Below are 13,798 nucleotides of genomic sequence, written 5' to 3'. Positions count from 1 at the left end.
AGTGACGCAGCCGCAATGACAGGTTTGTAGTCGCCAAGCACACCCGCTCAGCCGTCATCGCGCTCCATGCCGTCGGCGGCGGCGTTGAGTAACGCCGCAATGCGGGCAGTTTCTGCGTCGCTCCACTGCCCGTGCCGTGCAAACAGGCCGTGCTTGATGCGGTGAATCGCATCGCGAATCGGCGCCGGCGTCTGCGCCTTGATCAATTCGCGTGCGCGCCGATGCGTGCGTGCCAGCGCTGCGTCGAGTGCATCGCGTTGCTGCGCGACATGCGCGCGGCCGGCATCGGTGACCTGATAGCGCTTGCGGCCGTCATCCAGCGAGGTCTGCACCCAGCCATCGGTTTCCAGCTGCGCCAGCGCGGGATAGATCGCGCCGGCACTTGGGGTGTACAGCCCTTTGAACAGCGCGGCGATCTGCCGCATCAACTCGTAGCCATGGCGCGGGCGCTCGTCGATCAGCGCCAGCAACAGCAGGCGCAGATCGCCGTGCTCCAGCGGCCGCGCCCGCCCGCTCGCCGCGCGGCCACGTGCGGCGAGCGGAGACGGATCGAGATCTGGAGGGCTGGACTGGCGCAAGCGCGGTCTCATTCGATATATCGAAGCATGCCGAAACGATATATCGAAGCTTGCCTGCCGGCAAGTGCTTCGCCGTCGCGTCGATGACCGGCCATCGGCCGCAAGCACAGATGCTGCAACGCGGCTGGACAGTGGCTGTCTCCATAATTACGATGTAATTACTTCGGCATGACGGGCTCGGCCCGGTGAGGCAGCAGCATGAGTCGACAGTGGGACACCCAGGCCGAGAGCCGGCGTCAGCGCCTGCAGCGCGCCGCTGCACTGGCGCCTCAGGGGCGCGTGGTGGCCGCCAACGATGTGGTGGCGTTGCTGGAGGCGGTCATCGAGCCCGGCGACCGCGTATGCCTGGAAGGCAACAACCAGAAGCAGGCCGATTTCCTGGCGCGCTGCCTGACCGAGGTAGACCCTGCGCGTGTGCACGACCTGCACATGGTGCAGTCGGTGCTCTCGCTGGCGGCACACCTGGATGTCTTCGAGCGTGGCATCGCCAAGCGCCTGGATTTTTCGTTTTCCGGCCCGCAGGCCGCGCGCCTGGCCGGGCTGGTCAGCGAAGGCCGCATCGAGATCGGCGCCATCCACACCTATCTGGAATTGTTCGGCCGCTATTTCATCGACCTGACGCCGCGTATCGCACTGGTCACCGCGCAGGCCGCCGACCGCCACGGCAATCTCTACACCGGGCCCAATACCGAAGACACGCCGGTGATCGTGGAAGCCACTGCGTTCAAGGGCGGCATCGTCATTGCGCAGGTCAACGAGATTCTCGACACCTTGCCGCGCGTGGACATCCCGGCCGATTGGGTGGACTTCGTCACCCAGGCTCCCAAGCCCAATTACATCGAGCCGCTGTTCACCCGCGACCCGGCGCAGATCTCCGAGATCCAGGTGTTGATGGCGATGATGGCCATCAAGGGCATCTACGCCGAATACGGCGTGGACCGGCTCAATCACGGCATCGGTTTCGATACTGCCGCCATCGAGTTGCTGCTGCCCACCTACGCCGAATCGCTGGGGCTGAAGGGCAAGATCTGCCGGCATTGGGCGCTCAATCCGCACCCGGCGTTGATCCCGGCGATCGAATCGGGCTTCGTGCACTCGGTGCATTCGTTCGGTTCCGAACTGGGCATGGAAAACTATATCGCCGCACGCCCGGATGTGTTTTTTACCGGTGCCGACGGCAGCATGCGCTCCAACCGCGCGTTGTCGCAGACCGCAGGCATGTACGCCTGCGACATGTTCATCGGCTCCACCTTGCAGATCGATCTGCAGGGCAACAGCTCCACCGCTACGCGCGATCGCATTGCCGGCTTCGGCGGTGCGCCCAACATGGGCTCGGATGCGCGCGGCCGCCGGCATGCCAGCGCTGCCTGGCTCAAGGCCGGGCGCGAAGCGGCAAAACCGGGTGAGATGCCGCGCGGGCGCAAGCTGGTGGTGCAGATGGTGGAAACCTTCCGCGAGCACATGGCGCCGGCCTTTGTCGACAGGCTCGATGCGTGGGAACTGGCCGAGCGCGCCAACATGCCGCTGCCGCCGGTGATGATCTACGGCGATGACGTCAGCCATGTGTTGACCGAAGAAGGCATCGCCAATCTGTTGTTATGCCGCACGCCGGAAGAACGCGAGCAGGCGATCCGGGGTGTGTCCGGCTACACCGCCGTGGGCCTGGGGCGCGACAAGCGCATGGTGGAAAACCTGCGCGATCGCGGCGTCATCAAGCGGCCGGAAGACCTGGGCATTCGTCCGCGCGATGCCACGCGCGACCTGCTCGCCGCGCGCACGGTCAAGGACCTGGTGCGCTGGTCCGGTGGGTTGTACGACCCGCCGAAACGTTTTCGCAATTGGTAAGGGCTCAGCATGGAAACCCTGCGATATCGCTTTGACGGCCAGCACGGTGCACGTGTTGGCGTGGATCACGCACTGGTCGGCGTGGTCGCCTCCGGCAACCTGGAAGTGCTGGTCGAGCGCGTGCCGCTCGACGGCGCGATGGAGATCGAGATTCTCACCGCCGCACGCGGCTTCGGCGCGATCTGGCAGGCGGTGCTGGACGATTTCGCCGCGCGCCATCCACTGCGTGATGTGCGCATCAGCATCAACGATGTGGGCGCCACGCCCGCAGTGGTGAGCCTGCGCCTGGAACAGGCCATCGACGTGCTGCAAGGAGCCGACGCATGAGCCACCCCATCCACCTCACCGCAGGAGCGCACCCGGGCGCGACGGGCATTGCCGGTAATGCCGCAATCACGCCCAGGTGCGCTCCTACGCACGTTGTCGCCAGCGCCAGCGTCACCGCGGCCGAGCGCAGCCACAACGAACCCGCACACCCAGGCCATCTCGTAGGAGCGCACCCGGGCGCGACGGGCGTTCCCGGTAATGCCGCGATCGCGCCCAGGTGCGCTTCTACGCACGTTGTCGCCAGCGCCAGCGTCACCGCGGCCGAGCGCAGCCACAACGAGCCCGCACACCCAGTCCATCCCGTAGGAGCGTACCCGGGCGCGACGAGCATTGCCGGTTACGCCCCGGTCGCGCCCAGATGCGCTCCTACGCATGTCGTCGGGAGACGCGTATGAGCACCACCATTCCCATCGCCGAACGCAGCTACTACGAAGCCGATGCGCGCGAGCGGATCGACGGGTTGCTGGATGCCGGCAGCTTCCGCGAATTGGTCGGTCCACGTCGCCGCTTGATCAGCCCGCATCTGGCCCAGCTCGACACGCCCGGCGCCTTCGACGACGGCATCGTCGTCGGCGAAGGCACGCTGCGTGACCGCACCGTACTGGTCGCCGCACAACAGGGCGCCTTCATGGGCGGCGGCGTCGGCGAGGTGCACGGTGCCAAGCTCACCGGCCTGCTCGAACGCGCTGCAGCCACGCAACCGGCTGCGGTATTGCTGCTGCTCGACACCGGCGGCGTGCGCTTGCATGAAGCCAACGCCGGCCTGATCGCCATTTCCGAAATCATGCGGGCCACCTTGAACGCGCGCGCGGCCGGCGTGCCGGTGCTGGCCTTGATCGGCAGCGGCAACGGCGCCTTCGGCGGCATGGGCATCGTGGCGCGCTGCTGCAGCGCGGTGATCATGTCCGAAGAGGGCCGGCTGTCGTTGTCCGGCCCGGATGTGATCGAAACCGTGCGCGGGGTGGAAGAGTTCGACGCGCGCGACCGTGCCCTGGTGTGGCGCGTGACCGGTGGCAAGCACCGTTACCTGCTGGGCGACGCGCAGACCCTGGTGGCCGACCGCATCGCGGCGTTTGCCGATGCGGCGCTCACCACACTCGACACACTCGCAGAATCCGACGACGGCGATGCCGCCTTGCAGGCCCTGGAGCACGCGCATCAACAGCTGGCCGCGCGCATCGATAGCTACGGCGACTGCCGCGATGGCCTGGAGATCTGGCAGCGCCAGGGTATCGTCGACGCGCAGCGCCTGCCGCTGCTGGACACCGACGCCTTCCTTGCCGCCACCGCCGACCGGAGCACGCCATGGAACTGAGCCAACTGCTGGACCAGCTGTTCCCGCTCGGCCACACCATCGCCCGCAACGCCGACGTGCTCACCGGCAGCGCCACCACCGCGACCGGCGAGGTCACCGTGATCGGCACCGCCAACAAGCTGGAAGTCGGCGTGGACCATGCGCTGGCATTGGCGGCCAGCGTACTTGCCAGCACGCGCGCGCATCCGCAGCGCCCCATCGTGATGCTGGCCGACACGGCCGGGCAACGGCTCGCACGCCGCGACGAACTGCTCGGCATCAATGGCTATTTTGCACATCTTGCACGCGCGCTGGATCTGGCGCGCAGGCGCGGCGCGCGGCTGCTGACCCTGGTCTATGGCGAAGCGGTCAGCGGCGGGTTTCTGTCGTTCGGGTTGATGGCCGACCACATCCACGCGCTGCCGGACGCGCAGGTGCGGGTGATGGATCTACGTGCGATGGCGCGTGTGACCAAGCAATCGGTAGACACCTTGCAGGCGCTGAGCAAGAGCTCGCCAGTATTCGCGCCGGGCGTTGAAAACTACGTGCGCATGGGTGCGGTGGAATCGCTGTGGGACGGCGATCTGGCAAAAGCATTACTCGATGCATTGGCCGCGCCCACCGATGGCGACCAGCGCCGCGCACTCGGCGCGCAGCGCGGCGGGCGCACCCTGGCGCGCGATGTCGCCGCTGCCGTGGCCGCAGGCGAGGTCTGAGCATGCTCGGCCGCCACGCACTGGTGTGGTTGCGTCCCGGCGCGCGCTGGCAAGCGCTGACGCCGGGTGCGCAGCCACGGCTGCAGCAGTGGTTTGCTGAGGGCCTGCCAGCGGTGGTGGCGCGTGGGGATGGCAGCCAGGCACCCGGTCGCATACGGCTCGGCGTGCCGTTGCCGCCGGACGAGGGTAAACAGCGCCTGGCATTAATCGCCGGGCTGGACGACATCGCACGCAGCACCGCCCCGATGGCGCTGGATGCCGTGATCGCTACCGCCCCCATGTCGGTGCAGCCTGCACTGCGGGCCTTGCTGACGCAGGCCAATGTCAGCGGCCTGCAGCCGCGCGTGTTCGGCAGCGTTGCCTGGCAGGCCCTCACCGGGCTTGCGTATGTGCATGCGCAATCGGATCTGGATCTGCTGTGGTCCGTCGCCACACCCGAACAGGCGCACAGGGTGGTGACGTTGCTGCAGCGCTGGGAACGGGACCACGGGCTGCGCGCAGACGGCGAGCTGCTGCTGCCCGACGACACCGCGGTGAACTGGCGCGAATACGCCGGCAGCGCACAGCAGGTCTTGGTGAAATCCAGCGACGGCTGCCGCTTGCTGCCGCGCAGCGCGCTGTTTCCGGTGGGGTGCGCGGCATGAGGACGCTGGTCGAACGCACCACCGATGCCAGGCCCTCGGCGACGCAGTGCAATGCGGCCGGGCGGCAGCCACCCGCACCACCGTCAACAGACAGCCGTGTTGCACCACACCTGGCTTGTGCGGCTCGCCCGTCGACAGGCCTGGCACGTGCGGGGCACCCGTTGGCACCGGTACCGGCACCTGCAGCACCGCAGGACTCGCCGTCGCAGCCAGGCCCGGGCCTGGCTCCCGCAGACGGCGGCAGGGGCCTCATGCGTACTGCGGCTGTGCGTGGCGATCTGCAATACAACGCAGTGCTGCAAGGCACATCGCATGCGGTTGCCGGCACCGACAGCGCACTGGCGCATCGGCTGGGCCGGCTCGCGGTCGCCGCCTTGCATGCAGAACTGAGCTGCGCACCCAAGCCCGGCCTGGTCACGCCGTTCGACTGCGGTAGCCATACCGATATGGACGCGTCGACGTTTCTGCGCAGCCTGTTCGCCTTGCGCAGCTACTTCGTCGCGATTGCACAGGCCGGTATCGACAACGCGCCGTTCGAGCAATTGCGCCAGCTCGGCATCGCGGCCGAAGCGGCGATGCTGCGTGCCACCGGCGGCATCAACACCCATCGCGGCGCGATCTTCAGCCTGGGCCTGCTCACGGCGCAGGCCGCGCGCTTGCGTGTCGCACACGGGAGCCGCCCCGTCGGCGAAGCCGTCTGCACCGCGGTGCAGGTCTGGCGCGACCCCTTGCGCACCGCACCGCTGGATCACCACAGCAATGGCCAGCGCGTGCGTGCAGCGTTGCAGATCGGTGGTGTGCGCGAGCAGGCCGCAGCCGGTTATCCATTGCTGCGCGAGATCGCATTGCCGTCGCTGCGCAGCGCACTGCGCAGCGGCGCCACGCGCGAGGCCGCATTGGCGCAGACCTTGATGCACTTGATTGCCGAGGTCGACGATCTCAACCTGTTGCATCGCGGCGGGCAGGCTGGGCTGGCCTACGCAAGGGCGCAAGCACGTGCATTTCTCGCCGCGGGTGGTGTCGCACAAGCGCAGTGGCGCGATCGCTTGAACGCCATCGGCAGGCAATTCGTCGCGCGTCGTCTGAGCCCGGGTGGCAGCGCCGATCTGCTGGCCTGCGCCTGGTTCCTGCACTGTCAGGAGACCGCATGAGCACGCAGCAGCCACCGGCAGCGGCGAAGACGCTGTACGTGCACACGAGCGGCAATGGCGCCCATCCCACTGCCCCAGGAAACGGCGTCCTGCTCCGGCGCGCGGAAGAACAGGCCCTCAGCGCGGATGCGGGCCATGCGCGCATGGCGCACGGCGTGACCTGCACGCAGGCCACGCCATGAGCCTGGCCGTGCTCTGTCCCGGCCAGGGCGGTCAGCACGCCGCGATGTTTGCGCGTGTCGCCGATGCGCCTGCCGCGGCCGACGTACTCGCTGCAGCGGGTCAGGTGCTTGGCGCCGCGCCGCACATCCTTGCCGCAGACCCGGGCCGCTATGCCAACGCCATTGCGCAGCCGCTGGTGTGCGCGGGCACCCTGGCGCAGTGGCAGGTGTTGCGCCAGCAGCTCCCCGTGCCGTTGCTGGTGCTCGGCTACAGCGTGGGCGAGCTGGCGGCGCATGCAGTGGCCGGCAGCGTCGACATCGACACCTGCCTGCAGCTTGCAGCCACCCGCGCCCGCCTGATGGATGCCGCCAGCCCCGACAACGCCGGGCTGATGGCCGTCATCGGCCTGCCACTGCCCACGCTCACTGCCCTGTGCACCGCGCACGGCGCAGCGCTGGCCATCGTCAATGGCGATGACCATGCGGTGCTTGGCGGTCCACGTCTTGCGCTGCAGGCGCTGGGCGACGCAGCGCAGGCGCGTGGCGCACGCGTCACGCTGCTGCCGGTGAGCGTGCCGGCGCACACCCCGTGGCTGCGTAGCGCCGCCGCTGCATTCGCCATCGCATTGAACACCGCCCGCATCGGTGCCCCGAAGGTGCGCGTGCTCGCCGGCATCGATGCACGTGCGGTCGGCACCAAGGCGCAGGTTGTCGACAGCCTGGCCGCGCAGATCGCGCAGACCGTGCGCTGGTACGACGTACTGGTGCAGGCCGCCGAGCGCGGCGCGCGCGTCTTTCTCGAACTCGGGCCCGGCAGCGCCTTGGCGCGCATGGCGCGTGAGATCTTGCCGGCGTGCGAGGCGCGCTCGGTGGACGACTTCCACAGCACCGACGGTGTTGTGGAGTGGGTCAACGCCGCGTGCGAGCGTGCGGCATGACGATCAGGCAGGTGCTGCACACGGTGTGACCCTGGGGTGGCGGGTGGCCATCCGTGCTGTACGCGTATCAGGTGTCTGGGAGGGCGCATGACCCCGCAAATTGCAACGATTCTTGGCTTGGTGATCATGTTCATCGTCGCCACCGCATTGCCCATCAACATGGGAGCGGTGGCCTTCGCGCTGGCGTTCATCGTTGGCGGCGTGTGGGTGGGGCTGGATGGCAAGGAGGTGCTGGCCGGCTTTCCGGGCGATCTGTTCCTCACCCTGGTCGGCATCACCTATCTGTTCGCCATCGCGCAGAAAAACGGCACCATCGATCTGCTGGTGCACTGGGCGGTACGCGCGGTGCGTGGGCGCATCGTCGCCATTCCGTGGGTGATGTTCGTGATCACCGGCCTGCTCACTGCCTTCGGTGCGCTGGGCCCGGCCGCGGTGGCCATCATCGGCCCGGTGGCGTTGCGCTTTGCCAAGCAGTACCGCATCAATCCGTTGATGATGGGCCTGCTGGTGATCCATGGTGCGCAGGGCGGCGGCTTCTCGCCGATCAGCGTGTATGGCGGCATCACCAACAAGGTGGTGGAAAAGGCCGGGCTGGATGTCACGGAGATGGCGGTGTTCCTCACCAGCCTGGGCTTCAACCTGATGATGGCCATCATCTGCTTCTGCGCCTTCGGCGGGCTCAAGCTGATGCGCCGGCAAGAGGTCTCGCTGGCCGATGCGCAGTACGTGCCGGTCAGCGGCGATCAGGCCTCGCAACGCCGCTTCGCCATCGAAGGGCATGGCGCGCTGGTGGCACCGGGTGGCGGCACCTTGTCCACCGACCCGCTGGCACTGGAAGCGGTCTCCATCACGCGCGACCGCGTCATCACCCTGGTCGGCCTGCTGGGCCTGGGCGTTGCGGCGCTGGTCTACAACCTCAACGTCGGGCTGGTGTCGATCACCGTTGCGGTGGCATTGGCGCTGATCTCGCCCAACGCGCAGAAGGGTGCGGTAGACGGCATCAGCTGGTCCACGGTGCTGTTGATCAGCGGCGTGGTCACCTATGTCGCAGTGCTGGAAAAAGCCGGTGCGGTGGACTACATCGGCACCGGCGTGTCGCACATCGGCATGCCGCTGCTGGGCGCCTTGCTGGTCTGCTATGTGGGCGGCATCGTGTCTGCGTTCGCGTCGTCTGCGGCGGTGCTGGGCGCCACCATCCCGCTGGCGGTGCCGTTCCTGATGCAGGGCCAGTTGGGCGCCGCCGGGGTGATCTGCGCGCTCGCCGTGTCGTCCACCATCGTCGATGTCAGCCCGTTTTCCACCAATGGCGCGCTGGTGGTGGCCTCGGCCGCCAAGGAAGAGCGCGACGGCCTGTTCCGCCGCTTCCTGGTCTACAGCGGGCTGGTGGTGTTGCTGGGGCCGCTGGCAGCGTGGCTGCTGTTCGTGGTGCCGGGCTGGCTGTGAGGGTGGCGGCGTCGGGCAGGTGCAAGGGGCGCCCCGCTAGAATGGGCGCCCCAGACCCGATGCCGACGACCTGCCTGCCATGACCCTCGCCCCTGATTCGCGCGTGTCCAAAAAGCGCGTACCGCTGTACGAGGAAGTGGCCGAGCGCCTGCGCCAGAAGATCTACGACTACGCGCTGCCGCCGGGCGAATGGATCGACGAACCGGCCCTGGCCGAGGAACTGGGCATCAGCCGCACCCCGCTGCGCGAGAGCCTGAAGTTGCTTGCCGCCGAAGGCCTGGTGCAGCTGGATGCCGGCCGCGGCAGCCGGGTCACGCGGCTGACGCTGGAAGACCTCAACCAGCTGTTCCCGGTGATGGCGATGCTGGAAGGGCGCTGCGCGCACGATGCGGTCAAGCGCCTGGATGCGGCCGGCGTGCAACGGCTGGAAGACCTGCATGCGGCAATGGAAGCCGCATCGGCGGCGGGCGATCTGGCCGAGTACTACCGCAACAATTATCTGATCCACGAAACCGTGCAGCAGTATGCCGGCAATCCTTGGTTGATCCGGGTGACGCACGATCTGCACCGCATCTTGAAGATGCACCGCGGGCGGCAATTGCTGACCCCCGGGCGCATGGCGCAATCGCTGGCAGAGCATCGCGAACTGATGGACTGCGTGCGCCGCGGCGATGCGGAAGGTGCGGAGCGCACCATGCACGGGCATCTGCTGAGCCAGGGCCAGGCGCTGGCAGCCTATGTGGCGGCCGGCGGAATGCTGAATGTACCGGCGCCGTTGCCGCGCTCGGGCGGGGTGTAGTCGTCTGCTTGAACGGGGCGGCGTGCTGCGCCCGGTATCACGTGCGGCAGCTGGGTGCCCGCGTAGCTGATCGAGAGCACCACGACCATGCAAGGGACGCGCAAGGAAGCCATGCGCGCGGACGTGATGTCGAAACGGGCGTTCGCTTGGCGAGCGACCAACCGGATGCTTGCGGCGAAAGACGGAACGGCTAGACCGCTGCCCGACACACCACACCGCTGGCACGTCCAGCCCCAGCAGCTGTCGCCACGTCCTTCTCCCACCTGTGGGAGAAGGTGCCCGAAGGGCGGATGAGGGCTGCGCCTGGTGCTAGCGCACGCCCAGCGCAAGCAAGTCTTCCACGCGCTCGATCAGCTGCGTTCCGGCCAATCCGGCAAATACCTCCGGATGCGCGTAGCCCCAGGCTACCGCGGCGAATGGCAGGCCCAGCACCTGGGCCGCTTCCCAATCGGCGACCTGGTCACCCACATAGATCGCCTGTGCTGGGGTGTGTGATGTGGCGCGCAGCACGCGTCGCAGGGCGCGCTGTTTGCCCAGCAGATGCGCGCCGCCTTCGATGAGGGCGAACTTCGTACTCAGCTCTTCGCCCAGTACGCGTTGCACGTTCTCTGCCGAGTTGGACGACACCACCGCCAGCCGCGTCCCCCCGGCGTGCAACGCGCTCACTGTCTGCGCAATGCCTGGAAACAACGCCGCCGGCGGCGCGGCGCGCATAAGGCGGATGAAGTCAGACGCCACCAGTGGAACCTTCCAGGCGGGCAATCCGGACTGCTTGATCAGCGCGCGCGTGCTCAACCTGCGCGCGGCGTCCACTTCATGCGTTTCGGCCGCGCGGAACCCGTGCCGCGCAGCCAGGTCGCGCTGTGTGCTCAGGAAGAAGCCGAACGAATCGGCCAGCGTGCCGTCGAAATCGAAAATGATCAGTGCAGCCATGGCAACGCACGCAGCGGGGCGCCATAGCCTAACCAGACGCGTGCAGCTGGCGCACGCGCACACGTCCCCACGTGTACGCGCACGCGATGCCGATTACGCTTCGGCGAAATGCGGCAAGATCGGCGTATCGCTTTGCGCGCTCTGCTCGATCACCTTGCGCTGCATCGCGGCCAGGTAGGCATCCAGCTCTTCGGTGGAGGCGAATACATCGCTCAACGGCACGGCCTTGACCATGTCGAAGACCTTGCGGATCTGTGGCTGCGGGTTGCTCACCAGCACCTTGCCCTGGCGCGTGGCCAGCGCCTTGCGCGCCTTGAAGATGCAGCGGATGCCGGCGCTGGAAATGTATTCCAGCGCGCTCAGGTCCAGCACCAGGGTGGTGATGCGGGTGCCCAGCAACGGCGACAGCGCCGCGTCCAGGTCCTGATAGGTGTGAGTGTCCAGCCGCCCGGTCAGGATGACGCGTTGACGGGTGTCTTGCGGCGGGTCGATCTGGATGGCGAGCGTGGTCATGACAGGGCCTCGGGGACAGGGGCGTACGGGTGGAGCAGGGTGACGCGCACGATGTTGTATGCACCATCGCGGCGGTAGTCGATGTGATCGGCGAACTGATGCACCAAAAACAACCCCAGCCCGCCGATCTGGCGGTCGTCGAGCTCGCTGGCGACATCGGGCATGTGCGCTGCGCAGGGGTCGAACGCGATGCCGGCATCGTGCATTTCCAGCACCAGCGCCTGTGGGTCCAGCTGCAGTTGCAGGCGCAGCGGCTGCTCGGCGCACTGCCCATGGGTGAGCGCGTTGCAGCCGAGCTCTTCCACGATCAGCCGCACCTGGCCGATGCGTTCGGCGTGCAGGCCTTCGCGCGTCAGCGAGTCTTCCAGCGCGTCGTTGGCGCCGGCCAGCTGGGCCAGCGACGGGGCAATGGCCAGATCGAGCTTCATGGAGCCGTCACCTCTCCGGGAACGCCCCGGCCGGTCTCTGCGACCCGTCCAGCATGCTCCTGGCGCAGCCGGATCGCCAGCAGCGTGATGTCGTCATAAGGGTCGGCCTGGCCAGTGAAACGGGCGATATTGGCCACCACCGCCTTGCACTGCGCGGCAGCGCTGCGGCGCGGGTGCAGCGTGGCCAGCAGCCGCTCCAGCCCGTAGCTGGCGCCGTGTTCGTCCATTGCCTCGGTCACGCCGTCGGTATAGCCCAGCAGGGTCTGGCCGGCGGTCATGCGCCCGTGCAGCACCGGAAACGAAACCTGCGGCTCGATCCCCAACGGGGCGCCGGTCTCCAGCGGCAGGACGCGTGCCTTGCCATCGATATCGATCAGCAAGGGCGGCTCGTGCCCGGCGCTGGCCAGCCAGTAGTCGCCGCTCACCACATTGATCAATCCGCACAACACGGTGGCGAACATGCAGGTGTCGTTGTTCTCGGCCAGCCGCGTGGACGCGGTAATCAGGATCCCGTCCGGACGTGTATAGCGGCGCGCAGCGATCTCCAGCACGCTCACCGCGCGCGCCATGAACAAGGCCGCCGGCACGCCCTTGTCGGACACATCGCCCACCACGAACCACAGCAGCCCCGGTTCGGTCTCGAAGAAATGATAGAAGTCGCCGCCCACCGCCTTGGCCGGCTCCAGCCACGCGCAGGTTTCCAGATGCGAACTGGCGCGGTCGAAGGTGCGCCCGGAGGGCAGCATGGCCTGCTGGATCTCGCGCGCAATCTGCAGCTCGCTGTGCATGCGCTCGCGCGCGGCGGTCATCTCGCCGATCTCGCCGATGTGGTGACGGATCGCATCGCGCGCCGTGTCGAACGCGCGCGCCATCACGCCCACCTCGTCGTCGCGTTCGATATGCCGCAACGGGTACTCGAATTCGCCGCGCCGGAAGTGCTCGGCGGTGTCGGTCAGTTCCTCGATCGGCCGCGTCAACTTGCGCGTGATCCGCCCCATCAACCACCACCAGACGCCCGCGCCCAGCAACGCCGCCATCGCCACCCACGCTACCAGCCAGTTCAGGCCGGACAGCACGTAGCGTTCGGAGGCGGACAGCACGAAGGTCCAGCCACTGCGGCCCACCGCCGCGCTGTGGGTCAGGAACCGCTCGCCATCCGGCGCGGTATGCGCAAACGAAATCGGCTGGCCGGCTGCCAGTGCGCGCTGCAACGGCCGCAGGTCCGGCCGCGAGCGCGCCACATAGCTGTCCAGGCTGTGGTGCAGATTCAGCGCCGGGTCGGGGCTGAACACCAGCATGCCTTCCGGCGACAACAGCATCGGCTGGATCCCGATGTCGCGCGGCAGCTGGTCGATGATCTCGCGCAGGTGTTGCAGCGGCAGATCCACGCTCACCATCCCCACCGGCGCCGCATCCGGCGCGTCACCGGGGCGCCGCAGCGGCAGGTTGTAGCTGGTGTACAGGGCATTGCCACCATTGCTGTTGAGGTAGGGCTCTGACCACCACGCACGGCCCTCGCGCTGGGTGCGCACATACCACGGCATCGTGCGGTAGTCGTAGCCCAGCTCCAGCGCCGATTTCTCCACCAGTTGGGTGCCATCGCGGCGCACGTACCAGACAAACCCGGTATCGCCGGCCTTCTGCGTGCGCGGCTCGATGATCAGGCGCGCCGCTCCGATATCCGGGTCGCCACTGAGCGTGGCCACCAGCAAGGCACGCAGATTGAACGGCTGCAGCCCCACCGCACTGCTGCTCGCGGCCAAGGTGCGCCCGCTCACCTGCACCGAATCCAGCATCGCCGCCAGGCTGCGCGCGGTCTGCTCGGTCAGCCCGTCCACTTCGGTGCGCGCCGCTTCCACCAACTCGGTGCGCGCCCCGACGTAGAACACCGTCCCCAGCACTACCAGCAACACCAGCAACACGGCAGTTGCCGCCAGCATCACCCGCATGCGCAGGCTGTTGCGCCAGTGCACACGCGGGGTGACCGGCGATGGCCGTGCGGGCGGGCGGGCAACGGTGGCGATGAAG

Annotated in this window: 15 protein-coding genes; 10 read left to right on the top strand and 5 right to left on the bottom strand. The window is 67.7% G+C overall.

Annotated elements, in window-relative coordinates:
* Window positions 1-47: 47 nt before the first annotated feature.
* Window positions 48-590: a PadR family transcriptional regulator gene (locus XnspCFBP7698_RS13940; RefSeq protein WP_123137502.1), complete on the bottom strand. Its 543-nt coding sequence runs from the start codon at window positions 588-590 to the stop codon at window positions 48-50.
* Window positions 591-776: 186 nt separating this feature from the next.
* Between XnspCFBP7698_RS13940 and mdcA the strand changes: the two genes are divergently transcribed.
* From mdcA to XnspCFBP7698_RS13890, 10 genes are all read left to right on the top strand, one after another.
* Complete coding sequence (gene mdcA / locus XnspCFBP7698_RS13935) at window positions 777-2,423, top strand: malonate decarboxylase subunit alpha (protein WP_123137501.1); 1,647 nt, start codon at window positions 777-779, stop codon at window positions 2,421-2,423.
* A 9-nt stretch (window positions 2,424-2,432) separates the two neighbouring features.
* Window positions 2,433-2,750 (top strand): malonate decarboxylase acyl carrier protein, encoded by a 318-nt coding sequence (gene mdcC / locus XnspCFBP7698_RS13930; protein WP_104579238.1) that lies wholly within the window; start codon window positions 2,433-2,435, stop codon window positions 2,748-2,750.
* A 391-nt stretch (window positions 2,751-3,141) separates the two neighbouring features.
* Window positions 3,142-4,065: a biotin-independent malonate decarboxylase subunit beta gene (locus XnspCFBP7698_RS13925; protein ID WP_104579237.1), complete on the top strand. Its 924-nt coding sequence runs from the start codon at window positions 3,142-3,144 to the stop codon at window positions 4,063-4,065.
* Entirely contained in the window at window positions 4,056-4,760 is a 705-nt protein-coding gene (mdcE, locus tag XnspCFBP7698_RS13920; protein ID WP_104579236.1) for a biotin-independent malonate decarboxylase subunit gamma, read from the top strand. Before XnspCFBP7698_RS13925 ends, mdcE begins: the two co-directional genes overlap by 10 nt.
* A 2-nt stretch (window positions 4,761-4,762) precedes the next feature.
* Window positions 4,763-5,404, top strand: a complete 642-nt coding sequence (gene mdcG, locus XnspCFBP7698_RS13915; protein WP_104579235.1) for a malonate decarboxylase holo-[acyl-carrier-protein] synthase — start codon at window positions 4,763-4,765, stop codon at window positions 5,402-5,404.
* Window positions 5,405-5,655: 251 nt separating this feature from the next.
* Window positions 5,656-6,555, top strand: a complete 900-nt coding sequence (mdcB, locus tag XnspCFBP7698_RS13910) for a triphosphoribosyl-dephospho-CoA synthase MdcB (protein WP_104579234.1) — start codon at window positions 5,656-5,658, stop codon at window positions 6,553-6,555.
* Window positions 6,552-6,737 (top strand): hypothetical protein, encoded by a 186-nt coding sequence (locus XnspCFBP7698_RS13905; protein ID WP_104579233.1) that lies wholly within the window; start codon window positions 6,552-6,554, stop codon window positions 6,735-6,737. The genes mdcB and XnspCFBP7698_RS13905 overlap by 4 nt, the downstream gene beginning before the upstream one ends.
* Window positions 6,734-7,654, top strand: coding sequence for a malonate decarboxylase subunit epsilon (gene mdcH / locus XnspCFBP7698_RS13900; RefSeq protein WP_104579232.1), 921 nt, complete (start codon window positions 6,734-6,736; stop codon window positions 7,652-7,654). The genes XnspCFBP7698_RS13905 and mdcH overlap by 4 nt, the downstream gene beginning before the upstream one ends.
* Before the next feature lie 87 nt (window positions 7,655-7,741).
* Window positions 7,742-9,097 (top strand): SLC13 family permease, encoded by a 1,356-nt coding sequence (locus XnspCFBP7698_RS13895; protein ID WP_047693332.1) that lies wholly within the window; start codon window positions 7,742-7,744, stop codon window positions 9,095-9,097.
* 79 nt (window positions 9,098-9,176) lie between these two features.
* Entirely contained in the window at window positions 9,177-9,896 is a 720-nt protein-coding gene (locus tag XnspCFBP7698_RS13890; protein WP_104579231.1) for a GntR family transcriptional regulator, read from the top strand.
* Window positions 9,897-10,205: 309 nt separating this feature from the next.
* On the opposite strand, the gene XnspCFBP7698_RS13885 is transcribed toward XnspCFBP7698_RS13890, so the two are convergent.
* The 4 genes from XnspCFBP7698_RS13885 to XnspCFBP7698_RS13870 form a co-directional block, all read right to left on the bottom strand.
* On the bottom strand, window positions 10,206-10,829 hold the full coding sequence (locus XnspCFBP7698_RS13885; RefSeq protein WP_104579230.1) for an HAD hydrolase-like protein: 624 nt from the start codon (window positions 10,827-10,829) through the stop codon (window positions 10,206-10,208).
* A 93-nt stretch (window positions 10,830-10,922) separates the two neighbouring features.
* Window positions 10,923-11,342 (bottom strand): STAS domain-containing protein, encoded by a 420-nt coding sequence (locus XnspCFBP7698_RS13880; protein ID WP_104579229.1) that lies wholly within the window; start codon window positions 11,340-11,342, stop codon window positions 10,923-10,925.
* Entirely contained in the window at window positions 11,339-11,770 is a 432-nt protein-coding gene (locus tag XnspCFBP7698_RS13875; RefSeq protein WP_047693326.1) for an ATP-binding protein, read from the bottom strand. Before XnspCFBP7698_RS13875 ends, XnspCFBP7698_RS13880 begins: the two co-directional genes overlap by 4 nt.
* Entirely contained in the window at window positions 11,767-13,719 is a 1,953-nt protein-coding gene (locus XnspCFBP7698_RS13870; protein WP_233548995.1) for a SpoIIE family protein phosphatase, read from the bottom strand. The genes XnspCFBP7698_RS13875 and XnspCFBP7698_RS13870 overlap by 4 nt, the downstream gene beginning before the upstream one ends.
* Between the last annotated feature and the right edge of the window lie 79 nt (window positions 13,720-13,798).

This window comes from Xanthomonas sp. CFBP 7698 (assembly GCF_003600855.1).
Classification (GTDB): Bacteria; Pseudomonadota; Gammaproteobacteria; order Xanthomonadales; family Xanthomonadaceae; genus Xanthomonas; species Xanthomonas cannabis.
This window is presented reverse-complemented; position numbering and strand designations above follow the sequence as displayed.

What these genes read in the sequence shown, in the direction of transcription:
- XnspCFBP7698_RS13890 (WP_104579231.1), top strand. Translation starts at nt 9,177, where the DNA reads ATGACCCTCGCCCCTGATTCGCGCGTGTCCAAAAAGCGCGTACCGCTG.
- XnspCFBP7698_RS13925 (WP_104579237.1), top strand. Translation starts at nt 3,142, where the DNA reads ATGAGCACCACCATTCCCATCGCCGAACGCAGCTACTACGAAGCCGAT.
- mdcC (WP_104579238.1), top strand. Translation starts at nt 2,433, where the DNA reads ATGGAAACCCTGCGATATCGCTTTGACGGCCAGCACGGTGCACGTGTT.
- XnspCFBP7698_RS13940 (WP_123137502.1), bottom strand. Translation starts at nt 590, where the DNA reads ATGAGACCGCGCTTGCGCCAGTCCAGCCCTCCAGATCTCGATCCGTCT.
- XnspCFBP7698_RS13875 (WP_047693326.1), bottom strand. Translation starts at nt 11,770, where the DNA reads ATGAAGCTCGATCTGGCCATTGCCCCGTCGCTGGCCCAGCTGGCCGGC.
- mdcA (WP_123137501.1), top strand. Translation starts at nt 777, where the DNA reads ATGAGTCGACAGTGGGACACCCAGGCCGAGAGCCGGCGTCAGCGCCTG.
- mdcH (WP_104579232.1), top strand. Translation starts at nt 6,734, where the DNA reads ATGAGCCTGGCCGTGCTCTGTCCCGGCCAGGGCGGTCAGCACGCCGCG.
- XnspCFBP7698_RS13905 (WP_104579233.1), top strand. Translation starts at nt 6,552, where the DNA reads ATGAGCACGCAGCAGCCACCGGCAGCGGCGAAGACGCTGTACGTGCAC.
- XnspCFBP7698_RS13880 (WP_104579229.1), bottom strand. Translation starts at nt 11,342, where the DNA reads ATGACCACGCTCGCCATCCAGATCGACCCGCCGCAAGACACCCGTCAA.
- mdcB (WP_104579234.1), top strand. Translation starts at nt 5,656, where the DNA reads ATGCGTACTGCGGCTGTGCGTGGCGATCTGCAATACAACGCAGTGCTG.
- mdcG (WP_104579235.1), top strand. Translation starts at nt 4,763, where the DNA reads ATGCTCGGCCGCCACGCACTGGTGTGGTTGCGTCCCGGCGCGCGCTGG.
- mdcE (WP_104579236.1), top strand. Translation starts at nt 4,056, where the DNA reads ATGGAACTGAGCCAACTGCTGGACCAGCTGTTCCCGCTCGGCCACACC.
- XnspCFBP7698_RS13870 (WP_233548995.1), bottom strand. Translation starts at nt 13,719, where the DNA reads ATGCGGGTGATGCTGGCGGCAACTGCCGTGTTGCTGGTGTTGCTGGTA.
- XnspCFBP7698_RS13885 (WP_104579230.1), bottom strand. Translation starts at nt 10,829, where the DNA reads ATGGCTGCACTGATCATTTTCGATTTCGACGGCACGCTGGCCGATTCG.
- XnspCFBP7698_RS13895 (WP_047693332.1), top strand. Translation starts at nt 7,742, where the DNA reads ATGACCCCGCAAATTGCAACGATTCTTGGCTTGGTGATCATGTTCATC.